We start from the raw sequence: 26205 nt of genomic DNA, 5'->3' as shown, positions 1-26205 counted from the left end.
CGGACACCCCGCACTATTCTTCGCTAACAACTAGGTTATCGCCTAGTTTACGCATAGCTTCAGCAATCATTTTTCTAATATCTTCTTTAGCAACCCCAGCTTCAACTGAACCTTCACCAGAGTTCTTTTCAACGATAAATGAAACACCGTCAAATAAGTTTGTCATTCTGCCTAAGAATAAACTACCTTTACCAATAACCATAGCACGGGTAATATCACCCTTTACAATAGCTTCACGAGCAAACCCTAAGAAAGGAACCCCTGAAGGAATATGACCTTGAGTTGGAGCCCAACCAGGCATACCATGATTTTTAACAAAGTTCATAATTTCTTTGCGATCCAAATCTCCACGTTTAACTCCTAAAGCACCAATCATTTTATAGTTAGCAGTAGGAACATCACCAGCACCTGCTGGCTTAGTAATCTCTGGATTTTGCATCTCTACACTATATTTATCAACATCAGTAATTTTTAAACCAACTCTATCTAGTGGATCTGTAACAATAGCTGTAGTAACAGCTTGTGGAGAAGCACCAGAAGAGATCTTATGACGACCACAAGCATCAGTTCTAATTACTGGGTTTATGCCATCATCTTCACCAACTAAAATTGCAAACGCACCTAAGCAGTTCTCTAATACTGGAACACCTTTTTTGATGTGGTCGCGAGAGTTCATACCTAATTTAGCAGAAGCTCCACCAGCAACAACAACAACATTTTTGTAGATTCCTGAGCTAACTAGAGCTGTAGCATTAATTAAACCATGAACAGGAGCTGCACAGAAACCACGAGTATCTGAACCACTAGCATTAATTAAGCCACCTAATTCACCAATAGCTTTAGCAAAATTGCCACCGCCACGTTGGTTCATATCACCACAAGCTTCCTCAGATGTTTCAATAACATATTCAATATCAGCTATATCAATATCTGTCTTAGCTATTAAATTACGTAAAGCTACAACACCAGATGCCTTAACAACTAAGTTCTCAAACATAACATGAGAGTTTAGATTTACATCTGAATCATGAGCTTGTTTAACGCAACCAACAGTTTTACCACTATATACTAATGGGTCTGCTTTATGTTCAGCTAATAAAGCCTCAATAGCTGATAACTCATAACCATCTCCAAAGCTAGCAATTTCTTCATCTGTATAATATGGATGCTCTGTTAAGGCAGCTTTTACATTAGTCATAAAGTTTTTTTCTATCATAACAAGATTAAAAGAATCACTTAAACGCATTGCACCAATAAACTCATTAAGTGGCATGATTTCTCCATACTTACCAAAGCGGCTAGCACCTTCAATACTATTCTCATACCAAGGGGTAGCCATTTCTTTAAGCTCATCAGGAGTTACACTACCGATATAACACTGGTTTGGTGGATATGCTACAGTTTGTTCAAAACTCTGAACATTATTTAATACTTCCTTCAATAAATCTGAATCAGGGTTAGTTGCTCTCTCAGCAGTTAAAGTTGTGCCGTGAGTTAAAATCATGTCATTGGCATGAATTAAAGCATAACCTGCCCCTTTTATTACAGCTTTAGGCATTTACATTTACCTCCAGTATTTCCATTCTATTTGAAAAAAGTAATGAGCAGTGCTGCCACCGCCCATTACCTTTTTTTGAACAATATATTTTAGTTATCAAATACGGTTTGGCCGTTAACTTCAGTTTTTAGTGCTTCTAAAGCTTTTTCAACTAACTCACGACGAAGCTTTTTCTCATCTTCAGCAGGTAATTTTGGATTACCTAGTGGATATGGAATAGCTATTGTAGGAACAATTCTGTTAGCTCCTACTGTTAGTGATATAGGTACAATTGTACACATATGAACTACAGGAATACCAGCTCTTTCAATCTCTTTAACCATCGTTGCACCGCAACGTGTACAGGTTCCTCAAGTACTGGTTAAAATTACTGCATCCACACCATCAGCAAGTAATTCTTGAGAATATGTTTCAGCAAATTTCTTAGAACTAGCAACAGCTGTTCCGTTACCTACAGTTGTATAGAAGTAACGATGTAACTCACCGATTAGACCTTCTTTTTCCATATCACGTAATACATCAACTGGTAATACGCGGTTAGGATTTGTGTTTGCATAAGTTGGGTCATATCCACCATGAGCTGTTTCATGATCAGCTTCTGATAATTCGTTAAAATTAGCAATATCGTATTTACCATATTTAGAAGCAGAAGAAGACTCAATGTGATCTGGGTTATGCTTTGGTACAATACCACCAGATGTAACTAATGCAATTTTAGCTTTACTTAAATCTACAACAGGCTTATTTGGTTCAACTCTGTCAAAGTTAGGCATTGGATATTCTGTTTCAAATTCTTCGCCACGTAACTTTTTCATTAACATATTTACAGCACGTTTAGAACCACGTTCTTCTGCAAAAACGTTAACTCTAACTCCACGAGCCATGTAACCCTCTTCTGCAGGTGTTCCCATAGGCTCTCCTGATGCTACTTTAAGAGCTAGTTTAATAATAGATGGTAAAGCCTTACGCATACCGGCAGCACTATTTGTTGTTTCTACCATGTAAGCGTATTTTTTATACATATCAACACCAGGGTTCTCTGGATACATACCAGATATAACTGGGATATTTAATTGCTCTGAAACTGCTTTTGCAACTGCACCACAAGCAACTCCATAACGTCCAGCGTTAAATGCAGGACCAGCAATTACAATATTAGGCTGTAAACTAGAAATTAACTCAACAACTTTATCTGAAGCAGCGTCAACATTCTCACCAAAATATGTGTCTCCGCAAATTACTGTGCCAACAACTTCAGCTCTATCTCCAAGTAATCTACCGGCTCCAGCAGCTGGACCAATGCCACCCTCATGTTTTTGGGGTGGAATATCTGCTTTATCCTCACCGCCGATTTGACCAAAGAATTGGTTTAAATACCAAACTACTCTGATTTTATCGATCATAGTATAGTCCTCCCTTCGCATAACTACCCTTACTTAATGGTAAGAGTATAATTTATTACAGGCTATATTTACTTCCTTGATCGCGGAATTGCTTTACTTCAGCTATAACTTCTTCAACGTCAAGAACCATTTCCATCATACTAATTTGCTCATCCCATACTGCTTCATCAACAATATCTTTAAGCTCTAAAATATGATAAACGCCAATACCTAATTCTACGCCTGCTAAAGGTCCTGCAAAAGTAGGATCTCCAACTGTAACTGTTTCAGCAGCTAAACCAGAAGCCTCAGCTTCTGCTCCACCTAATACAACAACAACGTTCTCTGCTCCGTGCTCCTCAACGAGGGCTTTAATGCGAGCTTGGTTCTCCAAGTCCATCGCACCTGCGGCTGTTCAGACAAAACACTCTGTTGTTGAAAATACTACTTCTCCGCCTACAGTTTTAACACATTCTTCTATAGCTGGACCTGGAATACCATCACGGTCTCCAAGGATAGCAATTTTTTTACCTTTAATATCCATGAAAAAATCCTCCTTATTTATTAGTATCCACGAGCTGTTAGCTTATTAAAGCCCAACTCGTTTGTAGCGCCTGTAATAGCTTGTATTTCTACTGTTATGCTTCCGTCAGCTTTTAAGCTGCCGTCAAATCCACCGGCAATTGTGTCTGCAGGCTCAGCATAGCCAATTAACTTTTTCATTGGTGGTAATGTAACTACTTCATTTGCATTACCAGCTGTAATTACTGCATCAGCTAATTTATCAGCATCAGCTAATGATTGAGATGCGCCATCACGACCAGCATATTCATCAGTTACTAAAACTGTTTTAACGCCTTTTTTCTCAACCTTTGTGCAGTTCATAATTAAGTCAGCATCAGGGTTTCCAAATCCTTCTTCAGAAATAACAGCACCATCAGCACCTAAGAACTCTACTAATTTAGCTACCATGTTAGAAGAACGCTGTTTGTCACCTAATGTAACGTTTTCATTTGTAACAACACAGCCTAAGAAACAAATTTCTTTGCCGTGTTTTTCCATTAAATCATAAATAACTGGGCTATTTAAGTGATGGAATGTTGTATTTTTATCGCAAGCAGATACACAGTTACCACTAACAATTGCACCATCCATAATTTCTGTTGGATACATTAGTGTTGGAACCATCTGTTTAACGTCTATGCCATAGTAGTATGTGTCATGTAATAAACCTTGGCTTTGTAACATGTATACATAAACTACCTTAGGTAAGTTTGGATACTTAGCAACATTCTCAAATAATGGTGCTACTTCGTATGTTTTTACTTCATCTGGCTCAACATTTCTACCAGCTTCAGCAATATAAGTTGCAGCTTTGAATCCCATGATACGTAAAGCAGCCTCATGACCATGTTGTTCTAAACCTTCAACTGGGTTAGCAACAATAACAATGTTATTTGTATGAGCAAATGGTGTATAGTCAGCAGCAGGACCTGTCATATCAATGATACCTTCTTGGAATCCTACAACTTTACCTGCTGTAACAACAGCAGCACCTTTTAACACATGGGTACGACCTGAACCAACTTGGTCAAGCTTACTAATAAATCCTGGGAATAAACCACCTGGACCTTCAACTTTAACACGTGGTTCTATAACGTCTTTAACTGGCATAATTCTTACTGATTCACCCGGACGGGCTAATTCAATAGATACACTAGCAAGACGCTCATCTTCACTTAACAAAGCGATAAGCTCTTCCTTATTGACATACAGCGTGTGGTTTTTAACCTCAGTGTTAGAACCGAATTGTACATCTTCAATTCGGATATTACCTAGCTCCAAACGCATGACCTGTCACCTCCTGTATAATTATCATAAGATTAACTCTTATGATACTCGCTATTAACCTAGCAATTCATTTATTTTTGCTTCAACTTGCTCAGGTGTAATTCCACCAGTAAGCTCAGCTTTCTTCTCTCCGTTTAAATAAAAAGCTACTACAGGTAATCCCATAACTTTTTGACCAATAGCTACTCTACGTGCTTTAGTAATATCTAAACCACAGAATTTCATTTGATCTCCGTACTTTTCACCTAATTTTTCTACATGAGGTTTTAACTCTTTACAAGGCTCGCATTTTGGGCTCCAAAAATCAACTACAACCCAACCATTACCTTCTAATACTTCTGCGTTAAAGTTGGTTTTGTCTAGTGCTAGCATTTGCTACACCTCCTTCTCATTTTTATAATAACCTGCATTTTTTTATTAAATCTCGTGGCATACCACAAGAACTAAACAATATTTGTTCAGCTACTTCTCTTAATAACTAAATGGCTAAAAAGCATATTCATTACACTTTATTCATTAACCTAAAAGTTCAAAAAACTAAAGAGTATTAAAATTATTAGAGTTTTTGAAAATGTTTGCTGTCAAGGAGCTAGAAAATTTATGGCTGAAGCTATACGATTAAGTATGCTGAAGTCAGAAATTTTCGTACGACGATGAGAGCAATAATTTTCAGAAATCTCTATAGAGATTTAACTTTTGCTACTAATGCAGCTGTATCAATAGCTTCAGAATTAATTGTTTCAACAACTTTACCTTTGTTAAATAATACAATTGTAGGTATATTAGTAATGTTGTAACGATTAGATATTCTTTGATTTCTGTATGTGTCAATTTTAACTAATTTAACACTATCACCAAGCTCTTCAACAGCGCCTTCAATTTTAGGCATTGCAGCCATACTAGCTTCACTAGCTGGGCTCCAGAAAGCTACTAATACAGGAACATCTACTTCAATTACATCTTCTAAGAAGTTTTCTTCTTCGTGAATATATTTTTCTGCAACTGTAGCAGCTGTAGCTCCATCACCAGCAGCAGTAACAACTTGACGTAAATATTTCTGGCGACAATCTCCAACAGCAAAAACACCGTCTTTATTACTAGCCATTGTTTGAGGGTCTACCATTAAGTAACCTCTTTGATCCATTTCTAAAACGCCTTCAAAGGCTTGTGTGCGTGGAACTGTACCAACAAATACAAATACACCGTTTGTAGCTACATCATTAACTTCACCTGTATTAATATTCTTAACTTTAACCCACTCAACAATACCATCTCCACCAATTTCAGAAATTGTAGAGTTCCAAATCCACTTTAATTTATCATTTTTAAATGCACGCTCAGCTACTACAGGTGTTGCATCAACTTTACCTTCTTCGTGAATAACAACAATTGTAACTGTTTCGGCAAATTTTGTTAAGTACATAGCTTCTTCAATAGCAGCATCACCATTACCCAATACTACTACGTCTAATTCTTCATAAAAGTCAGCATCACATGTAGCACAGTATGAAACACCTTTACCTCTAAACTCGCGCTCACCAGGAATACCTAATACTCTTGGTTCTGCACCTGTAGAAATAATAATAGACTTAGTTTTGTATTCGCCCTTACGGCCTTTTATTGTTTTTACAAAACCCTCTGTTTCAATTCCAACAACATCTTCTCTAACAAACTCAGCACCAAACTTCTTAGCATGCTCAGCCATAGCTGCTGTTAAAGCAGGACCAGTTGTATGAATAGTTCCTGGCCAGTTTTCGATTTCTTCTGTTGTAGCCGCTTGACCACCAACTTGACCTTTCTCTAAAACAACTGTAGATAACTTAGAACGGCTAGCATATAATGCAGCTGTTAATCCACCTGGGCCACCACCAACAATGGCAACATCATAAACTTTAGACATGTGTAATCCTCCTACAAGTTAGTTGTTTGATTTGTTTTAACAAACCCTAGTAATAAAACCTTCCGTTAGTAAACCGATAAGCTTTTTAATGCCGAATCAAGCAAGCTTTGATCAATTACTTGAAAATCTTGTTTTATTCGCTCATTCCACTCTGGTAACGGGCGCTCCTCTAACATCTTTTTCGCTACTTTTAATGAACCTTCTATTACCGATAATGACTCATGATCTAAACCTGTTATTTCTTTACAAACTATAACTGATTTATAGGGAGTCTCGTTTGGCTTTACACTTCCCACTAACGGATGTGTTAGTAGTTTATGACCCAAATGAATATAATCACGTGCGGTATTTAATACTGCAAGCAAATCACCATTTACTGCTTCAACTTTATTATAGTTAGCAATAATGGCTGGATTATTACTTAGAATAAAAAACTCACCATACATTAGCATTCCCAAACCTTTCAATTTATCGCATAAAACTTAAAAAAATAAAAGACAGAAATAGCATAACCATATGCCACTCTGTCTTGTTTACCTGAGAGATTAATCTCCTTCGGTGTTACTTTAGTAACTCTCCAGAGGACTGTCCCTAAGCGGTCCTTTTGCCTGAGAGTTTCTAATTATTTTGGTAAAAAAACAATTATTGCTCCTTCGGCGCTTCTTTACGAAGTCTCTCCCGTTTAGCTCAACCAGCCTATTAAATTATATTATATCTATATTATACTAAACGTGTTTATCATCTGTCATCATTCTATACAAAATTTCTGCTCCTTGCAAGGTCAAATTAGGCATAAAAACATCTATTTCAGTTAAAAATTCATGTAATAGTTTACCAATTCCACCTGTTAATATAACAAATAGGTCTCCTTGCTCTTTTTTTATCTTTTTAATAAGGCCATCTACCAATGCGCAGTAACCATAAAAGATCCCCGATTGCAAACAGGGTACTGTTGCATTATTAATTATTTTTGTCGGCGCGTCAAGTGTTATTTCAGGTAAAAGTGGTGCTTTTTTTACTAAAGCATTAAGTGAAAGCTTCATACCTGGTACAATAGTAGTGCCTTTATACAATCCGTTGGCTTCAATAACACAAAATTTAGAGGCAGTTCCTAAGTCAACACTTAAACACCGTTTTTTAAATAAATGCAAATTAGCAACAGCATTTACATACAAATCTGCACCAAGCTCTTGAGGCTTAACTCCATTTTTTTCAAAGAATATTCCACCTATTTCTCTGGTGTTACTACAAAATATTTGTTGAGTAGTAATTTTTATTGATTGTAAAAACTCCCTTAACATAATCTCTATTTTAGGAACAACAGAAACTATCATAACTGCGCTAGGCCTTTCTAATGCTGTTATTTGCTTTTTCCATGTTTCTGTATCATATGTTTCAAAGCGTAGGGTTCGTGTCAATTTTTGATTTTTAAACAATCCCAAAACAATATTCGAATTACCTATATCTACTGCTAATAACACAATAATCTCCTAACTACTCAACTGTTATTGCTTTATTGCCTCTGGGTAACACCTTACCAATAACAGCAATAAAGTTTTCATTTTTATTAAACTCATCAATTATTAATGGTAGCTCGTTTACGTCCACAGCTGCCAATAAGCCACCCGAAGTTTGTGGATCAAATAGCACATCGTGCATTATTTCGGGCACATCACTATTAAATTCAATTCTTTCCCCGGCATAAGCTAAGTTATTATAGCCACCAGCTGTTAACAAGCCCATTTCTGCCATTTCAACTGTTTGAGGTAATAACGGAACAGCTTTAGCTGTTATTGAAATTGTAACATTACTAGCCTCGGCCATTTCAAGGCAGTGTCCCAACAAACCAAACCCTGTTATATCAGTAACGCCTGTAACATGATAGTTTTTTAAAATATCAGCTGCATATTTATTTAAGGTAATCATATTTTCGTGATATACATCAATGCTTTTTTCATCCACTAAGCCACCCTTTACTGCTGAAGCAATAATACCTGTGCCAATTGATTTGGTTAAGATAAGTATTTGACCTTCTTTAGCGGCAGCATTACTCCAGTATTTTTGTGGATGCACTATGCCTGTAACACTTAGTCCATACTTAGGTTCTTGATCTTCTACTGTATGACCGCCAAGCAGCGATACTCCTGCTTCAACAATTTTACTTGCACCACCATCTAAAACTGCTCTAAGAACTCCTGAATCAACACAGTTGATGGGAAAGGCCACAATATTAAGGGCTGTAAGAGGCTTTCCTCCCATAGCATATACATCACTTAAAGAATTAGTGGCGGCGACTTGTCCAAATAAATAAGGGTCATCTACTATTGGGGTAAAGAAATCTACTGTTTGCACCAACGCTTGCTCTTCATTTATTTTATAAACACCAGCATCATCGGCAGTCTCTAAACCCACTAATACATTTTTGTTTTGCATTTTGTTAATTCCATTTAATACATTTGATAAGGCACCCGGCCCAATTTTGCTTGATCAGCCTCCGCCCTTTGTCATAGATGTTAACTTAATGTCTTTAATCATTCTATTTCCCTCCATTCAGTAAAAGCTGCCAAAATGCACTGCCAACTCTACTTCTGTCACATGTATTTTTTACTATGGCATATAGAGTTCTTTCAAGAGGCATTTCTTTGATGCTCACAATTTTTACAAGCTGTAAATCAATAGATTGTTTAGCTGCAGCATAAGAAACAAATGCTAAACCACTACCAGCTACCACTGAGTTTATTTGTGGAATAACACTATTAACCTCACTTAATACATTAAGATGCTGAACATTAATATTATTTTTTTTCAAAAAACCATTCACTGTTCTAAAGGTTGCTGAGCCTTGCATTCTTCTTATTAACGGATATTTTTGCTTCTGCAAGTCTTTTAAACAGCTTATTTGAGAAACATTTAAGTCTTTTGGAGCAATTAAAACAATTTTATCTTGTTTTATAGGCAAGTACTCTATACAATCATTATTTAATTTTTCACCTGTCGCTGCAATATGAACATCTCCAGATAATAGCCTATCTACGGCCTTTCTGGTATTTTGAATCTCTAACAATACCTTAACTTTAGGGTGATATTTTTGAAACTCACTAACATAGTGAGGCAATATATACATGCCAGGAATATTGCTAGCTGCAATTTTTAGTACACCATCTAACTCTTCCTGCGCCTCTGCTACCGAGTTTTGAGTATCTAAAATTGATTTTTCAAATTTTTCTGCTAACTCTAACACATGCTCTCCTGCATCAGTTAAGTCTACACCACGTGCTGTTCGGTATAACAGTTTTGCACCAAAATATTCTTCTAGTGAAGCTATTTGCATACTAACTGCAGGTTGACTTAAACCCAATACCCTTGAAGCTGCTGTTAAGCTACCACGCTCCATTACAACTTTAAAAGTCTTTAAAACCTCTATATTCATAAAATCACTCCACCATATTTTATAATCCACATTTAAGATTTTTTTCTTTTAGCAAAAGCTAATATACAACCCAATGCAATAGATAATCCTGCTGCTACTAATACCCTGTATTCTTCAGGAAGTAAAAAAGTAATTGTATGAGCCGGTATCCAAAATATTGGAATAGTCTTTAATACTACAAAAGAAACAAAGCCATTCCAATCTATGGCTAAAGTCACTTCTTTTAAGCTTATTTTACCGCCTTTTGCATATTTTAAATCAATAAATGTATCTGTACATCTGTGAAAAGCCATAAAAGAAGGCCCAAAAGTACAGTTCATTATTGATGCCACAAAAAATGCAAATAAAAGCTTAGAATTACCACCAGGTAGTACCCCATTGCTCATTGCTAAAGTAATTCCCCCACCATATATTTTAAATATTAGAGTTATTACCATACCTAAAAAACCCCAAATAAACATTTTATAAAAAACACCAACTGGCATTACCCAATTTCCTTTAGTTATTCTTATAGCTAAAAGTTCACCCATTGTTGCTAAAATTGCAAACTTAATGAACCCACTAATAAATGGATGGGCTAAGGTAAATGACATAAAAACCTTATGTGTAGATGGCACTATTAATATAGCTGCAAAGAGCACTAAAACTGCCCCCCATAAAAAATCCCCTTTTTTCATATATATCTCCTCATATATAAAATTTATCTTTGATATAGTTAAATCAAATATCTTCATTTATTCTAACATACCCGATTAAATGAAGCCATTAATAATAAGCCAAATTTTGTATTATATTTTTAAGTATAATTCCTACAACTGAGAATTTACTTATTCTTATAAAGTAAAAAAGAGTTCATTTTTATGAACTCCAACTTTATTTTTAATTACTCAAATACTTGTATATCTTTAGCAGACACTATAGTTCCCTTAAATCCTTGTTTTATTTGCTGTATCATCTCTTGCTCTCTTGTGATTAGCGCTTGCCCATCTCCTGTTTCATTTTCATCAACCATAAATAATTGGTGATATAAAATCAATAATCTTGGATTAATTTTGTTGGCAATTTGTCCTAAGTCTAGGCTCGATGTATGAACAGTACTATGGTATTTATGCCATTTGGCATCTCTTTTTTTAATACCTGTACTGGAATATACCTCATGAACTAATATATCACAGCCTTTAGCCTGTTTAATTAAATTATCACATGGAGCTGTATCACCAGAAATTACAATGGTTTTGTCTGGTGTAATAAATTTGTAAGCATAGGCCTCAAAGGGTGGATGATTTACTTTAATAGCCTCTACTTTTACTAACTCATCTTCATATATTAAGCCCTCTAAAATTTCATGAGAATCTACTTGTATACCAACTTTATTCGCCTGCTCTAAACCATTTATACGGGCATTTATATCTACTTGATAAGCGTTAAGCAACATACGTGTCATCTCTTTTGTTCCTTGAGGACCAAATACTATCAGTGGCTCTGATCGTTCTAAAACCCATGGGGTTAATATTAAGTCAGCAAATCCCAGCGTGTGGTCTGAATGTAAGTGGGTAATAAATGCTCTTTTTAAATTACCTACCTTTAAACCAGTAATTCCTTCTTGAACCGCCTTTTGAGCCTGACGGGTTACCCCTGAGCCAATATCTACAAGATAAGAGCTTTCACCTACAACAATGGCAACACAAGGGCCTGAACGCTCTGGTACTGGGTTAGGCGTGCCTGTACCTAACATTACTACTTTTGTTTTCACAATCTTTAACTCCTCTAAAAGAATTTCTTTAAATTTATCATATATACCTAACTTGCAATGTAGTTATCGCTACACAACGTTTAATTAAATTAATGTTTGTAACCTAAATATTTTAAAATATATGTAGAATATACTATACTTATTTTATAAAACCAAGGGAGAGTCTGAAATGAATGAAGGATTTAGTTCCTGCTCTTTATTACCCTGGCTTGATAATAAAATAGATTTAAACACTGTTGAAGAAATATTACCCTATGGTATTAAAAAAACATATTCAAAAGATAGTTATATTATTAGTCAAGGTAATATAGTGGATTCGGTTTATTACCTTGCTACTGGAAAGGTAAAAATTATTACTGTAACAATAAACGGCAAAGAAAAAACCTACTGGCATACCTTGGCAGGAAATATAATTGGCGATACTCCCTATTTTCATCAACTACCTAGTAATGCCTCTATTATAGCTACCGAAAATTGTGTAGTATATGCTTTTAAAAAAAGCTTATTTGAGAGATTACTTGCTGAATATCCATCATTACATAAATATATTACTACAACCATGGCCAACAAAATAAGGGTACTGATTAACCAAATACAAACAATGTCGTTTTGCAAACCGCTTGTTCAAGTATGTAAATTTTTATACTTTTTTGCCTTAGATTTTGGTAAACAAACAGAGAAAGGTTTGTTAATACAACAGGAAATAACTCAGGCCGAAATTGCCTCTATCAACTCCTTACATAGGATAACTGTAACTAAAGCAATGAATCAGCTAAAAACAGCTAATATCCTTGATTATAAAAATAAACTATTAACTATAAAAGATATGGATAAGCTCTATGAATTGGCTTTTGGTGAATGTTTTCAGCAGTAAAGGGTCACTTTATAACATAACATATTAGTAAAATAATGAAGTGTTACTTCGTAACATGAAGTATTGCTTTGCAATATGAAGTGACTTTGTCGGTGAAGTAAAGTTTGATTTGGCAAACTTTATAAAAAAAACTCAGCCTTTCGGCTGAGTTTTTTTATGGCGGGAGTATGTGGGAATCGAACCCACCCCGGATGCTCTTAACACCCGAAGCTGGATTTGAAGTCCAGTAGGCACACCAGCACCTATCTACTCCCATATTGGGCTGTTACATTTAGAATCTTATTATAGCAAAATAAATTCAATTGTCAACAAAGCAATAAAATAAATTTTTGCTATCTAACCACCTTATTACCATATGACTATTACGTTAAAAATTAATTTAAACAAACTACCCATAATGACCCTTAATTGTAATTTAATTTAGATTAATATTAATTTAAAAAAGCATTCCGAAGAATGCTTAGCTTAATCTTTTTTTAATAGAATTAATACCCTTTTTACGTAAATCTGAATACCTAATTTTCACTTTACCTTTAGCCTGTAAGCTTTTGTCCTGCTGAAGCGAAGCTATTATATTTTCAGTTTCTTGTGGTACAAATAAACTACCACATTCACACTCGTATTGGGGTACATCTTGTATTACAATTGTACCTTTACCAGCCTTAATGCTAACCTCAACGGTACTAACATTAACAGTATTACCACATGCAGGACATGGTACAAATTTAGGATGCTCTAACAAACGGGCCATATAACCACCTCATAAAAAACGTTTTATATATTATAACTCACCTTTAGTTTAAATCAAAATATCATTACTAAGTTATTGCAATAATTAGATTAATGACAACGTTATTTTATCATCTAGTTATTTAAAATCAAGAGTTATGATAAAAGCTATTTTATAAACTGTACATTTTTAATTCCTATAAGTGTTAAAAATGAATAAGGTTAACAAGTTACAATATAATCACCCTTACAACATGCTATAATAAATAATAAATTCCATTATTTTCACTCAAGATTATTGAGGTAAAAGGAGTAATTATGAAATCATTATGTAAATATTTACTTATTATGTTGGCATTTTTCATTCTATTGACAGGATGTGAACTAGTTCAAAAATCTCAACTAAAGAATAATGGTTACCAATTCACCCATGAAGACTTTATAAATAGTATTAAAATGGGTAATAAAAAAGTAGTCTCTATTTTTGTTGAACTAGGAGCTGATGTTAATAAGTTAAGCAATCATGATAAAAGCCCTTTGTATTATGCAACTAGTGTACAAAATCCTGAAATAATGCAAATGTTAATAGATAGTGGAGCTAATGTAAACTCTGCAGATAGTCCGTTAGTAATAGCCTGCAAAAGAAATAACACAATTACTATTGATTTATTACTAAAAAATGGAGCAAAATTAAGCAATAATCCTATTCCCCTATTAGTTGCAGTAGAGTCCAGAAGTATTTCTACAGCCGAGTTTTTATTGAAACAGGGGGCTAACCCCAACATAGCTAACTCGCCTATGCCTATTCAGTTAGCTATTGAAAATGAAGATATAGACATGATAAATTTACTAACACAATACGAAACTGATATTAATAAAATTAAAGCTTTAGCTATAGCAATCACTACTGAAAATTTAAATGTTATAGAAACTCTTTTAAAAAATGGAGCTGACCCAAATTGTTGCAAAGAAGTTTTACCACTACAGCTCGCTATTGATATTGGTGATTTTGAAATCTTTACACTATTAGCAGAGTATGGTGCAAACCTAAACAATATAGCTAATAATGGCTTTTTTCACAAGCAGTTATTTAAGCTTGGATATCAGAACAACAGTAAAGGCTATATAGCTAGCTTAGAAGATGGTAACTATGATGCTATAGAGATTTATTTAAAAGAAGGATTTGACCCCAACTTAAACATTAAGTTTGATAACTACCCTCTATTAATTGTTGCTAGTCATAATGAATTTAATTTAATAAAACTACTTATTGAACATGGTGCTGACCCTAATGTACATAGTGAATATAATCTTATTACAGCACTTTCAATTGTAATAAACAAAGGAAACTTAAAAATTATTGATTATTTATTAGTAAAGGGTGCTAACCCTAGCTTTGCTATTGCCAATGCTGTAGCTGGTAATGACATAGCCTTAGTTAAATACCTTATAAAGCATGGAGCAAGTGCTGATGCGGGTTATCCCAGAGAGGCTTTTATAATAGCTTGTGATAATGAAAACTATGAAATAATTGATTTACTACTAAATAATGGTGCGAATATAGAATGTCAGGCTGAATTTAACTTTGGACCTTATTCCACTTCCTTAGAAATTGCAACCTATAACAGCAATTTAAAACTAATGGAATATTTAATAGGCAAAGGTGCTAATTATGATAGATGTTTAAATTACGCTATAGCTGGCAACTCCCTAGAAGCAACAAAGTACTTATTAGCTATTGGTGCTAATCCAGATGTAAAGAATGATTTATTTATACCTATCCTTTTCTCCGTACAAAATAATAAATTAGACTTCGTTAAAGTTCTAATAGATTATGGTGCTGATATAAATATCCAAAACAATCAAGGCAAAACAGCCTTAGATATTGCTATCGAAAATAATTATCATGACATAATAGAATTACTTAAGAATACTTAACTAATTAGCAGTCTTTTATTTAATTAATACTCTAGTTTCTTTTTAACGAAATTGTCTCTATTACTTTCATAGGATAAAAAGTACACAAACATAACTCTACTATTTCAGCGTTAAAAGCTGTAAAGTTCTCAGAAATAACTTCAACAGCCTTTAAGACTTTGTCTTTTTCACTAACCACTAACGAAGCATGGGGCACATATTCACCAGAGTGTAAGCTATAATGATAACCTAACTCACCATATTTATTATCGAACTTTTCATGAACCTTTTTATGCAAATTTAAGAGCTTTTCGTTTGCTTTAGGAGCTAAGAATAAAACATTTAAACCAAACAAACCTAAATGATTAAAATATATGGGTAGTACTTTTTCATTTTGAGAACATTCTATAAACCATTCTTTTAATGGCTCTAAATCAATATTTTCATAAATAGCCAAAGTAATATGAGGCGGTAAATCTAATCTTTGAATATCATTTTCTTTTAATGCTGTTTTTAGTTTACTAAATTTATCATTAGCTTCTTTGTTAAATAAAGCAATTATTCCATAACATGTATTTGGCATTTCTTTAACCTTCCTTGCTGTTAATAAAATTAATTGTTATGATATTATCATAAACATTATAGGAGAAACTAATATGATTGAAAATAATTATGATTTTCCACCCGAACAAAATAATAATAAAATGTCACTGTCATATAAAAATCTAATAGTTGTTATTGGTTTAGCTCTCATATTTGAAATACTGACAGGCTTTGCTATTGGCATAATTAAAGGTTCGGATACCCAAGCCTTTATGCAATCTTCTATTGGTACTATTATTTTATCACTTGCCTCTAATCTTGGCTACATGGCTTCGATAGCCATAGTATACGGTTTTAGAGAGACTATTTATGATCTATTTAAAAAATCTCAAAGGGTAATTTTAACTGGGTTAAAATGGGGCGCAATTGGCATCGTTTTAAACTTAATTATTGGAGTAACAATGAGCTTTATTTACGATTTAGTTGGTATAACACCAACTGAGCAAAACATAACCCAAGTTCTTAAAAACCTTAGTGGCATGCAATTAATTATGACCATGGCTTTTGCCTCTTTTATTATACCAGTATTTGAAGAGATTATATTTAGAGGGGTTTTACAGCGCACTATTCAACATAATACTACCCCAATTAAAGGTCTAGTTATTGCCAGTCTTATTTTTGCTATAATTCATTTCGACTGGTACCAGCTTCCTAGCTTATTTACACTAGGTATGTGTTTTGGTATTGCTTATAATAAAACTAAATCTATTTATGGTGCCATGGTTGCTCATATATTTAATAATACCTTTGCTATGCTCATGATGCTGATAGCAACATATGCAAACTAAATTTTTTAAGCAATTGTTAAAAGCAATTGCTTTTTTTATTTATTGTGAATTAATTAGGTTACCATTGGCTTTAGCTAATCGTTTGATTTAGATTATTAGCTACTATTTTAATAAAAACTTGACACTGTGGTTAGGCTTTGTTACCTTTAAGTGAAGAAAATATTATCGTTTATTTACCATGCTTTTATGGAAATAATACTTTATAAGAAGTCCTACTATTTTAATCACTGCCTTATAAGCTACGATAGTAATATAAAGGAGTAATAACTATGAATTTTCAAGAGTTGGTATTAACCCTAAATAAATTTTGGGGAGAACAAGGTTGTATAATACACCAACCTTATGACATAGAAAAAGGTGCTGGAACAATGAACCCTACTACGTTTTTACGTGCTTTGGGTCCAGAGCCTTATAAAGCTGCCTACATAGAGCCTTGCAGACGACCCACTGATGGTAGATATGGTGAAAATCCTAACCGAGTACAACATTATTATCAATATCAAGTTATTTTAAAACCATCACCTGATAATATTCAAGAAATTTATTTAGATAGCTTAAAAGCAATTGGTATTGACCCCACTAAACACGATATTCGTTTTGTGGAAGACAACTGGGAGTCACCTACGCTAGGTGCATGGGGACTTGGTTGGGAAGTATGGTTAGATGGTATGGAGATTACTCAATTTACTTATTTTCAACAATGTGGCGGACTAGACTGTACACCTGTTAGTGGTGAAATTACTTATGGATTAGAGCGTTTATGTACCTATATTCAAAATGTAGACAGTATTTTAGATCTTGAATGGGTCAACGGCCTAACATATGGAGATATTTATAAACAAAATGAGGTAGAGTTTTCACACTATAATTTTACCTATGCTAATACAGATATCCTGTTTAAAATGTTTGATTTACACGAACAAGAGGCTATTAATTTAGTAGGCCATCAGCTAGTACTGCCTGCTTATGACCAAGCCTTAAAATGCTCTCACACCTTTAACCTATTAGATGCTCGGGGGGCAATAAGTGTAACCGAAAGAACAGCCTATATTGGTAGAATAAGAAACCTAGCACGTTCGTGCGCTGAACAGTATTTTGAATCACGCCGAAATCTTGGTTTTCCGTTAATTAAAGATGAAGCACAACGCCAGTATTGGTTGAATTTTTATAACAAGGAGGAAGAATAATGACAAAACTACTATTAGAAATTGGTACAGAAGAGATCCCAGCAGCGTTTATTCCTCCTGCACTACAACAGCTTAAAAATAACGCTGCAAAAATGTTAACTGAGGCTCGGTTAACATACAAAAACATTAATACCTACGCTACACCCAGACGATTAACTTTAATGGTTAATGAGTTATCAGTTAATCAACCTAATTTAACTGAAGAGATAAAAGGTCCACCAGCTCGAATCGCCTATGATGATGACGGAAACTTAACTAAAGCTGGTTTGGGGTTTGCTAAAAAGCTTAAATTAGATCCTCAAAACTTAATCAAAAAAGAGCTAAAAGGTCAAGAGTATATTTACGCCATTAAAAAAACACAGGGTAAACCTGCAAAAGAAATTATACCACAACTATTAGTTACTTTAATCTCAAAATTAAACTTTCCTAAGCCTATGCGTTGGGGTAGCAATAGCATAAAATTTGCTCGCCCTATAAGATGGTTAGTTGCTTTAATAGATGATGAATTAGTTCAAATTGAATATGCCAATGTTAAATCAGGATTTTATTCACGTAGTCATCGCTTTTTAGGAAAAGGTTCAATTAAAATTGATAATGCCAGTAATTACCTAAACATACTCAAAGATAACTATGTAATTGCTGATATGAATGAAAGAAAAGATTTAATTTTAAATCAAATTAAAGAAATAGAAAACAATAAAGGTGTTAAGGTGTTAGTCGATGAAGACTTATTAACCGAAATAACCTGTTTAGTTGAATACCCAACAGCATTTTTAGGTAGCTTTAATAATGAGTATTTAAAAATGCCAGAAGAGGCTATTATTACACCTATGCGTGAGCACCAAAGGTACTTTCCCGTACGGTACAGCGATAATAGCTTAGCAGATTACTTTGTTGGTGTACGAAATGGAGTAATTGAACATATTCAAACAGTTATCTCTGGTAATGAAAAGGTATTGGCTGCTCGCTTAGCAGATGCTCGTTTTTTCTTTGAAGAAGATAAGAAAAATAGTTTAGAGTTTTACATGAACAAACTCAAAACAGTAGTTTTTCAAGAGCAATTAGGTACTATTTATGAAAAAAGCTTACGTATTATTGCTTTAAGTCAATTTATTACTGAAGCGCTTAAGCTCAATGAACAGGAAGCCAAACAAACTATAGCCGCTGCAAAGTTGTGTAAAGCTGATTTAGCAACCAACATGGTATATGAGTTTCCTGAGCTACAAGGCATTATGGGTGAAAAGTATGCCAAGCATGAAGGCTACCCAGTTAATGTAGCTAAAGCAATTAGAGAGCATTATTTGCCACAGGGTGCTGATGACGATTTACCAGAAACAACTCAAGGTATAGTGGTGGCTATTGCTGATAAAATAGACACCATAGTTGGCTGTTTAGCTGTGGGACTTAAAGCCAGTGGTTCTCAAGACCCCTATGGATTAAGAAGACAAGCTGCTGGAATTTGTAGAATTGTTATTGATAACAAAATATCATTATCCTTAAAGGCTCTTGTGAAGGCAGTGGTAGAGAGTTTACAGCATTTAAATAAAATTAGCGACTGTATTTATGAAGATGTTAACGATTTATTTGTAGCTAGGTTAAGACATTTACTACAAACTACTATGGGCTTTAGTTACGATGTAGTTGATAGTGTATTAACAGCTGAGATTGATGATATTTATGGTAGCTACTGCAAAGTATCTGCTTTAAGTAAAATCAAAAAAAGTAAAGAATTTAGCTCACTAATAACAGCCTTTAAACGGGCCAATAACTTATCTCAAAAGGCCAGTAAACAAAAGCTTGACCCTAGTAAATTTATTAGTGAGTACGAAACAAAGCTATATGATAAGTTTATATCATTACAAAACAATTATGATAAAGCTGTAGAGGATAAAGACTATACTACTGCTTTAACACTATTTGCAGATTTAGAGCAAGAGATTAATGAGTTTTTCGATAACGTAATGGTCATGGATAAAAATAATCAGATTAAAAATAATAGATTAGCCTTGTTACAGCAGATAGTAACTATGGCAAATAGATTAGCTGATTTTACAAAAGTTGTAGTAGAATAAATTAAGAGGGGCTTTGCATAAATAAAATTTGCAATAGCCCCTTATCTAGTTATTATATCTATTAACCGTTCTATAAATTTTGAGTCTCACCCATATAAATTCAATCCTAAAATTATAAGTAATAATAACCTTTATACTACATAAAAATATATTAAAATTTACCATAAATGTAACAAAAAATATCAACCTTGACCTAATATTATTAATTTTAAATTTTAATTTAATTTTTCTTAGCGTTTAATGTTGAATTGTGTCGAGCATAAGGGTAAAATTATTTTATTGTAAAATACTGTATGAGGTGAACTATTACTATGAATAGCGAACTATTAAAGGGTTTATTATCTAATACAATGTTATTGCTTGCTTTAAGTGTGCTGTATTCAATTATGCCACTTAATACAGTTAAATATATAAAAATACGTAAAGCTATTATGGGTTTTTTATTAGGGATAGTAGCTATTGCTATACTGTCTAATCCCTTTCAGTTTGCTCCTGGAATTCAGTTTGATACACGAGAGGTATTACTCTCAATTACAGGTATGTTTTTAGGTTTTATACCAACTGCAGTATGTGCCTTTATTGCTTCGGCGTATCGACTATACATAGGTGGAATAGGAGCGTTGCCAGGTGTTTTATCAATATTTTTCTCTGGAGCTTTAGGTCTACTATTTCATAAGTACTACTTCCCTAAAATATTAGCCCATAAAAAAAATGGTATTAAAGAGTTGTTGATCTTGGGTTTAGGTGTTAGTTTAACTCATATCCTAACCACCTTTCTTATTCCTCAAGATGCAAAGCTTATGTTATTTAAAAATCTTTTTTTACCTGTATTTACAATTTTCCCAACTGCAATAATCCTGTTAGGTCAGCTAATGCTTAACCAACACAATCAATTACTCACTTATATTAGCTTAGCAGAGAGTGAAAATAGGTATAGAAGTTTATTTGAAAAAAATCATGCTATTGTTTTACTAATAAATCCTATAGATGGTGTAATAAATGATGCGAATCCAGCAGCTTGTAAATACTATGGCTGGAATGAAGCAGAATTAAAAAGCATGACTATTTATGACATAGATGTTAATTCAGACCTAGTAATAAAAAGTCATATTGATGTAAAAGGCCCCCAACTACTAAGATTTCACTTTAAACATCGCTTAGCATCTCGAGAGATTAGGGATGTAGAGGTTTACACTTGCCCTATTGTTATTAAAAATCAACGACTAATTTATGCTATTATTCACGACATAACAGAGCAAATGATTGCCTTAAAAAAACTCACAGAAAGTGAAGAGCGTTATAAGGTTACTTTACTATCTGTTGGTGATGGTGTAATAACTACCGATAAAGCAGGTAATATTACCATGATAAATAGGGTATGTGAAGATATATCTGGTTGGAAAGAAGAAGAAGTTATAGGTTTACCTATTAAAAAGGTTTTTAATATCATAAATGAGTATAGTAGGCATCCTGTAGAGGATCCAGTTGAAAAAGTACTCTCTACAGGTAAAGTAGTAGGATTAGCAAACCACACCTTGCTAATCTGTAAAGATGGTACTGAAAAACCAATAGCAGACAGTGCTGCTCCCATTAAAGATGATACAGGAGATATTAAAGGTACTGTTTTGGTGTTTAGAGATGCTACCGAAGAAAAACGTACTCAGCAAAAAATAACTTATATGGGTTACCACGATAGCTTAACAGATTTATATAATAGAAGATTTTTTGATGAAGAGCTAAGACGTACTAATAAGATTGAAAACCTACCAATTACAATTATTATTGGTGATGTTAATGGTTTAAAGTTAGTAAATGATGCCTTTGGACATCTTGAGGGAGATAAGTTACTAAAACAAATGGCCAGAGCAATTGAAAAATCTTGTCGCAAAGGAGATATAATTGCCCGTTGGGGTGGCGATGAGTTTATTGTTTTACTGCATAACACTAATTCAAAAGAAGCAAAAGCCATTTGCGAAAAAATTAAACATAATTGTTCTCAGGTTAATATATCTGGTACAGAATGCTCAATATCTCTGGGCCATGAAACTAAAATTCACAGCTCTCAAAACATTAACGCCATAATGATAAAAGCTGAAGATATGATGTATAGAAATAAACTCATAGAACGCCAAAGTCGTAAGGCTAATACAATTAACATGATTTTAACTACCCTACATGAAAAAAACCCCAGAGAACAATCTCACTCTAATAGGGTAAGTAAATTATGTGCTGAAATTGGAGTAGAAATGGGACTAAGTGATAAAATGATCAACGAACTTAGCCTAGCAGGTTTAATGCATGATATAGGTAAAATAGCAATTAATGATAGTATCTTAAATAAAATTGAACCCTTAACACCAGAAGAATGGAACGATATAAAACGCCATCCAGAGATAGGTTATAGAATATTAAATGCTTCACAAAACATGTCCCATATTGCAGATTTTGTACTTGCTCATCACGAGCGACTAGATGGAAGTGGTTATCCCAAAGGTATAAAAGACAACGAGATACCTATTCAGTCTAAAATACTAGCGGTAGCTGACGCTTATGATGCCATGACTAGCGATAGACCATATAGAAAAAGCATACCCATACTAACTGCCATATCTATACTAGAAAGAGATGCAGGAAGCAAATTTGACCCCGTAGTGGTTGATATATTGCTTAAAATTATTAATAAAAAACATAGAAGAAAATAAAAATTGGCGCTTTTAGTAGCGCCTTTTTATTTTGGGGTGGGTGTTTCATAAATGAAACACGGGGTGGATTCGGTTTCACCTCATGGTATGGGCTGCACTTCGTTTCGCGGATTGGGCTAACGCGGATATTAAGTGATGTGGTAGTGTGAATACTAAACCGTTAACCAAAGTTTAAAAAAGCTGCCACATTCGCATTTTTATTATAATGTGACAGCTCCCTCTATTTAATTATAAGTATGTAGCTATAAAATAACTAATATGGTTCAGTCTCTCTGATTATCTCACACTTAATAAAATACCAATTATAGACAACTCTCTTCTTAAAGCTACCTTTTGGAGAATCTCCAGTAATTTTAAATGTAGTAATAATATAGTCATGCATGCTATTAGCATCCTTAGTTAGCACAGCCCCTTTAATATTGCTAAATTTACTTTTTACTGAATCAGGTATTTTACCAAACCAAGGAATATCCCTAGCTTCACCCCTATAAAAATGGGTCTCGATTAATTCCATATCATAATAATCATCAATTTCTACTTCCTGAAGTGCTAATTTACCATTTTTTGGACCATGAATTACATGTACTATGTTAACTAGATTGTTATCTTTTTCAGTCACACCAGGATGTTGTGTTAATCCTACCCAGCTTATAAGAACCTGTTTATTAGCATAATCTTTTAAGCTATTATAGGATAATATACCTATAATAGAGATACTAATTATGACAACGACTATGATAATACGTTTATTTTGTTCTTGTAGCATACCAAATGTCTCTACCTGCATCTGGTTTGAATACTGTGTATTCTACACCTAGTGCATCATCGTTTCTATGAAATATCTCTGATGAGGATCCGTAAGCAACTTTATTCTGCATTGAAGCACCTCCATAAGTCTAGCCTGCTGTATACGTTACGCTTCCAGACATCCGTTCTTTTCTATCTCCTCCTTTTACTAATAATACTTTAGTTCCTTGAGGTGTTTGACCATTGATTTAAGCTAATCATTGTTAGTTCTTTTGCTTTATTTATACTCTGTTTATCAATACTCAATCTACTAAATCTATTTTCAAGATTACTTCTTTTCTCTGACCAGTCATATGATATTAAGCGTTTACCTGTAGCAAAAGCTTTCAGGTTAAAGTGTACATAATCACTATCTCCAATTTTATTGAAATCTATCAAACTATTATTTAAATAGTATGCCCCGTATTCATTTTTAATAGCTTTTCCAATTTCAATTATATTACCATTACTATCATACATATAGAATTGGCAATCAATATCCTTTATTTCTACTCCATCAGTATCAACAAACCTAAATTCAGCAATATTTTGAACTTCCAAAGCATGAACATTATTTACGTGTAAACATAATAGGCTTACGATAAGTAATGATAACAGCATAAACTTAAAAGAATACAATTTTACAATTTTATTAATCATTTTTAAACTCCTCAGTTATATTTTTAATGTGTTTAGAACAACGTTGATTATTTCTTTAATTGTTTTTTATCTTACTAATATATCACCGAACTACTGATGTATGAATACCATAACTAAATTTTTATTTTCTTGTAAATAACCAAATTACCTCCATATATATTGGTATTTTACTATCTTTAAACATATTCGTGTAAAATATTTTTCAATTGGTCATTTTTAAGACCTAATTGGTAGCATATAAATTAATTTATCCACTGTTTATTTCTATAACTACTATTCAAAATGTAACACCTTTTATTAATATTCTGTATTCATCAATTAAATTATTGATATCCTTTGTAATCAATCGCAAGGACAATACAGATAAGTATGCTTTTGTATAAAAAAATTGTAATAAAAAATATGGCAAGACTTTTATCTAGCAGGCTTAGAGGCTAAATGCGAAATGTTATATTAGAATAGGGTTAAAATGAAACATTACTTTTTTTTGGAGAGAGTTTATAAAACAGGGTGGATTCGATTTCACTTCATTGTATGGGCTGCACTTCGTTTCGCGGATTGGGCTTACGCGGATATTATGTGATGTGGTATCGAGAATACTAAACCGTTAACCAAAAGGTTAACCCACTCCGTGAAGAGCTTTAGCTCAAGCCCACACCGTATGCCATGCATACCCACCCCGCCATATGAAATGAGCCCAAACCAAAAGGGTTGCTACCGAGCAACCCTTTTCTTTTTATCTTCAAACATGTATTTTGCCAGTGCCCAGGCTAATTTTTCTGGACAGTGGCGCACATTTTTTTGATTATTAATTTCTAGTAAATTCGCATATATGATGTGAGGGTTTAAGCTAGCTAATTCTGCTTTATCCACTATAGCTAAATCCGCACCTTCTTCATGATACAATTCTCTTATATCATCACTAATAGTTGTTGTGTTTACCACCACTGCATCTAGTACATTTTCTCCAATATGTTTCTCTACAGCTTTAATATGATCAGCTACAGAATGATTAAGGCTTTCATTTGCCTGTGTCATAATATTACTTATATATACTACTTCTGCATTTGTATTTTTTAAGGCAGCTATCATGCCGTTGGGCAACAAGGTAGCTATTATACTAGTATATAAACTTCCCGGACCTATTACTATTAAATCTGCGTCACCTATAACCTCTTTAACCTCTTCAGTAACCTTACAGTCAGTAGTTAAAGATATCTCCTTTATTTTATCAGTTGTTTTACCAATTTCACATTCACCAGTAATTATTTCACCGTTTTGTAGCTCTGCTTGTAAATGAACACTGCTACAATCTGTTACAGGCAAAACCTTACCTTTAACTGCTAATACTTGGCAAGCAAGTTTTACAGCCGAAGGAAAATCTCCTGTTATTCTAGTTAAAGTGGCTAAAAATAGGTTACCAAAGCTGTGCCCCTCTAATCCCTCAGGTACGTTGTCATCGTTTTCGTATCTATAATTAAATAAGTCATACATGCTATCTCCAGCAGAAGCTAAGGATAATATACAGTTACGAATATCTCCTGGAGCAGGTATATCCATTTTTCTTAATCTACCCGAGCTACCACCATTGTCTGCTACTGTAACAACTGCAGTAATATTTGTGGTTATTTCTCGTAAACCACTTAGTAAATTAGAGAGCCCCGTTCCTCCACCAATGGCAACTATTTTAGGAGCATATTTTAAAATATTTTGTTTAATTAATACATCTATAACCTTACCATGTTGATGCTCATAGTCCTCTTCCAGATAGGCCTTTAAAACAGATTTTAGTAATTGTTTAATAGAGGTTATCAACACAACTAGCCCTATAACTAACATTAGTATTGCATAAACAATCATATAGTCATTGCCAAATTTAACACTAATTATTTGAGGCCAAATTATTGATGCTGTATACAGCAAACCTTGGGTAAAGATAAGAATGCCTAGTATAGCTAATAAGAACCATCTCTTAACACCTATGCCGGGTAGTAACCATTTTATGAAATCCAT

General features: G+C 33.8%; 24 protein-coding genes, 1 tRNA gene and 1 riboswitch. Of the genes, 6 read left to right on the top strand and 19 right to left on the bottom strand.

Translation table 11 applies throughout. From position 1 onward, the window contains the following. Window positions 1-13: 13 nt before the first annotated feature. The 12 genes from grdC to IMX26_RS12535 form a co-directional block, all read right to left on the bottom strand. The gene (gene grdC, locus IMX26_RS12590) at window positions 14-1558 is read right to left on the bottom strand and encodes a glycine/sarcosine/betaine reductase complex component C subunit beta (RefSeq protein ID WP_195158738.1); all 1545 of its coding nucleotides are present in this window, start codon (window positions 1556-1558) and stop codon (window positions 14-16) included. 89 nt (window positions 1559-1647) lie between these two features. After that, entirely contained in the window at window positions 1648-2958 is a 1311-nt protein-coding gene (gene grdB, locus IMX26_RS12585) for a glycine reductase complex selenoprotein B (protein WP_243259360.1), read from the bottom strand. A 58-nt stretch (window positions 2959-3016) separates the two neighbouring features. Further along, a complete protein-coding gene (gene grdA, locus IMX26_RS12580) occupies window positions 3017-3484 on the bottom strand; it encodes a glycine/sarcosine/betaine reductase complex selenoprotein A (RefSeq protein WP_195158736.1) in 468 nt (155 codons plus the stop codon). Window positions 3485-3504: 20 nt separating this feature from the next. Beyond that, entirely contained in the window at window positions 3505-4791 is a 1287-nt protein-coding gene (locus IMX26_RS12575) for a glycine/sarcosine/betaine reductase component B subunit (protein WP_195158735.1), read from the bottom strand. A gap of 54 nt (window positions 4792-4845) precedes the next feature. Next, window positions 4846-5163: a thioredoxin family protein gene (locus IMX26_RS12570; protein ID WP_195158734.1), complete on the bottom strand. Its 318-nt coding sequence runs from the start codon at window positions 5161-5163 to the stop codon at window positions 4846-4848. A 307-nt stretch (window positions 5164-5470) separates the two neighbouring features. Then, on the bottom strand, window positions 5471-6691 hold the full coding sequence (locus IMX26_RS12565; RefSeq protein WP_195158733.1) for an FAD-dependent oxidoreductase: 1221 nt from the start codon (window positions 6689-6691) through the stop codon (window positions 5471-5473). Between the two features lie 65 nt (window positions 6692-6756). Then, window positions 6757-7137 carry a GrdX family protein gene (locus tag IMX26_RS12560; protein ID WP_195158732.1) on the bottom strand — a complete coding sequence of 127 codons (381 nt, stop codon included), beginning with the start codon at window positions 7135-7137 and terminating at the stop codon, window positions 6757-6759. A 140-nt stretch (window positions 7138-7277) separates the two neighbouring features. Further along, a riboswitch (glycine riboswitch) is annotated at window positions 7278-7382 on the bottom strand. Between the two features lie 34 nt (window positions 7383-7416). Next, window positions 7417-8172: a type III pantothenate kinase gene (locus IMX26_RS12555; protein ID WP_195158731.1), complete on the bottom strand. Its 756-nt coding sequence runs from the start codon at window positions 8170-8172 to the stop codon at window positions 7417-7419. Between the two features lie 13 nt (window positions 8173-8185). Further along, complete coding sequence (selD, locus tag IMX26_RS12550) at window positions 8186-9226, bottom strand: selenide, water dikinase SelD (protein ID WP_195158730.1); 1041 nt, start codon at window positions 9224-9226, stop codon at window positions 8186-8188. A 1-nt stretch (window position 9227) separates the two neighbouring features. Beyond that, window positions 9228-10121, bottom strand: a complete 894-nt coding sequence (locus tag IMX26_RS12545) for a LysR family transcriptional regulator (protein ID WP_195158729.1) — start codon at window positions 10119-10121, stop codon at window positions 9228-9230. A 32-nt stretch (window positions 10122-10153) separates the two neighbouring features. After that, window positions 10154-10798 carry an Mpv17/PMP22 family protein gene (locus IMX26_RS12540; RefSeq protein WP_195158728.1) on the bottom strand — a complete coding sequence of 215 codons (645 nt, stop codon included), beginning with the start codon at window positions 10796-10798 and terminating at the stop codon, window positions 10154-10156. A 206-nt stretch (window positions 10799-11004) separates the two neighbouring features. Further along, window positions 11005-11874: an MBL fold metallo-hydrolase gene (locus IMX26_RS12535; RefSeq protein ID WP_243259138.1), complete on the bottom strand. Its 870-nt coding sequence runs from the start codon at window positions 11872-11874 to the stop codon at window positions 11005-11007. A gap of 169 nt (window positions 11875-12043) precedes the next feature. On the opposite strand from IMX26_RS12535, the gene IMX26_RS12530 reads away from it, so the two are divergent. Beyond that, a complete protein-coding gene (locus IMX26_RS12530) occupies window positions 12044-12748 on the top strand; it encodes a Crp/Fnr family transcriptional regulator (RefSeq protein WP_195158727.1) in 705 nt (234 codons plus the stop codon). Window positions 12749-12905: 157 nt separating this feature from the next. Here the strand turns inward: IMX26_RS12530 and IMX26_RS12525 are convergent. Both IMX26_RS12525 and IMX26_RS12520 read right to left on the bottom strand, forming a co-directional pair. Then, window positions 12906-13002: transfer RNA gene (locus IMX26_RS12525), tRNA-Sec, on the bottom strand. 206 nt (window positions 13003-13208) lie between these two features. Beyond that, window positions 13209-13499 carry a YgiT-type zinc finger protein gene (locus IMX26_RS12520; protein ID WP_195158726.1) on the bottom strand — a complete coding sequence of 97 codons (291 nt, stop codon included), beginning with the start codon at window positions 13497-13499 and terminating at the stop codon, window positions 13209-13211. 296 nt (window positions 13500-13795) lie between these two features. On the opposite strand from IMX26_RS12520, the gene IMX26_RS12515 reads away from it, so the two are divergent. Next, the gene (locus IMX26_RS12515; protein WP_195158725.1) at window positions 13796-15415 is read left to right on the top strand and encodes an ankyrin repeat domain-containing protein; all 1620 of its coding nucleotides are present in this window, start codon (window positions 13796-13798) and stop codon (window positions 15413-15415) included. 31 nt (window positions 15416-15446) lie between these two features. Here IMX26_RS12515 and IMX26_RS12510 read toward each other — a convergent pair whose 3' ends face one another. After that, on the bottom strand, window positions 15447-15977 hold the full coding sequence (locus tag IMX26_RS12510; protein ID WP_195158724.1) for a 2'-5' RNA ligase family protein: 531 nt from the start codon (window positions 15975-15977) through the stop codon (window positions 15447-15449). Window positions 15978-16050: 73 nt separating this feature from the next. Between IMX26_RS12510 and IMX26_RS12505 the strand changes: the two genes are divergently transcribed. The 4 genes from IMX26_RS12505 (at window position 16051) to IMX26_RS12490 (ending at window position 22746) form a co-directional block, all read left to right on the top strand. Continuing rightward, window positions 16051-16785 carry a type II CAAX endopeptidase family protein gene (locus IMX26_RS12505; protein WP_195158723.1) on the top strand — a complete coding sequence of 245 codons (735 nt, stop codon included), beginning with the start codon at window positions 16051-16053 and terminating at the stop codon, window positions 16783-16785. Window positions 16786-17054: 269 nt separating this feature from the next. Then, window positions 17055-17972 (top strand): glycine--tRNA ligase subunit alpha, encoded by a 918-nt coding sequence (gene glyQ, locus IMX26_RS12500; RefSeq protein ID WP_195158722.1) that lies wholly within the window; start codon window positions 17055-17057, stop codon window positions 17970-17972. Further along, a complete protein-coding gene (gene glyS, locus IMX26_RS12495; protein WP_195158721.1) occupies window positions 17972-20044 on the top strand; it encodes a glycine--tRNA ligase subunit beta in 2073 nt (690 codons plus the stop codon). The genes glyQ and glyS overlap by 1 nt, the downstream gene beginning before the upstream one ends. Window positions 20045-20355: 311 nt before the next feature. Continuing rightward, entirely contained in the window at window positions 20356-22746 is a 2391-nt protein-coding gene (locus tag IMX26_RS12490) for an HD domain-containing phosphohydrolase (RefSeq protein ID WP_195158720.1), read from the top strand. Window positions 22747-22999: 253 nt separating this feature from the next. Here the strand turns inward: IMX26_RS12490 and IMX26_RS12485 are convergent, their stop codons facing one another. From IMX26_RS12485 to yvcK, 4 genes are all read right to left on the bottom strand, one after another. Beyond that, window positions 23000-23512 (bottom strand): hypothetical protein, encoded by a 513-nt coding sequence (locus IMX26_RS12485; protein ID WP_195158719.1) that lies wholly within the window; start codon window positions 23510-23512, stop codon window positions 23000-23002. Further along, window positions 23493-23624: a hypothetical protein gene (locus IMX26_RS18165; protein ID WP_279324857.1), complete on the bottom strand. Its 132-nt coding sequence runs from the start codon at window positions 23622-23624 to the stop codon at window positions 23493-23495. The genes IMX26_RS12485 and IMX26_RS18165 overlap by 20 nt, the downstream gene beginning before the upstream one ends. An 88-nt stretch (window positions 23625-23712) precedes the next feature. Beyond that, complete coding sequence (locus tag IMX26_RS12480) at window positions 23713-24192, bottom strand: hypothetical protein (protein WP_195158718.1); 480 nt, start codon at window positions 24190-24192, stop codon at window positions 23713-23715. A gap of 714 nt (window positions 24193-24906) precedes the next feature. Further along, the gene (gene yvcK, locus IMX26_RS12475) at window positions 24907-26205 is read right to left on the bottom strand and encodes a uridine diphosphate-N-acetylglucosamine-binding protein YvcK (protein ID WP_195158717.1); all 1299 of its coding nucleotides are present in this window, start codon (window positions 26203-26205) and stop codon (window positions 24907-24909) included.

Source organism: Clostridium sp. 'deep sea' (assembly GCF_014931565.1).
Taxonomy (GTDB): Bacteria; Bacillota; UBA994; order PWPR01; family PWPR01.
Note: the sequence above shows the minus strand (reverse complement) of the source record. Positions and strands in the feature narration are given on the sequence as shown.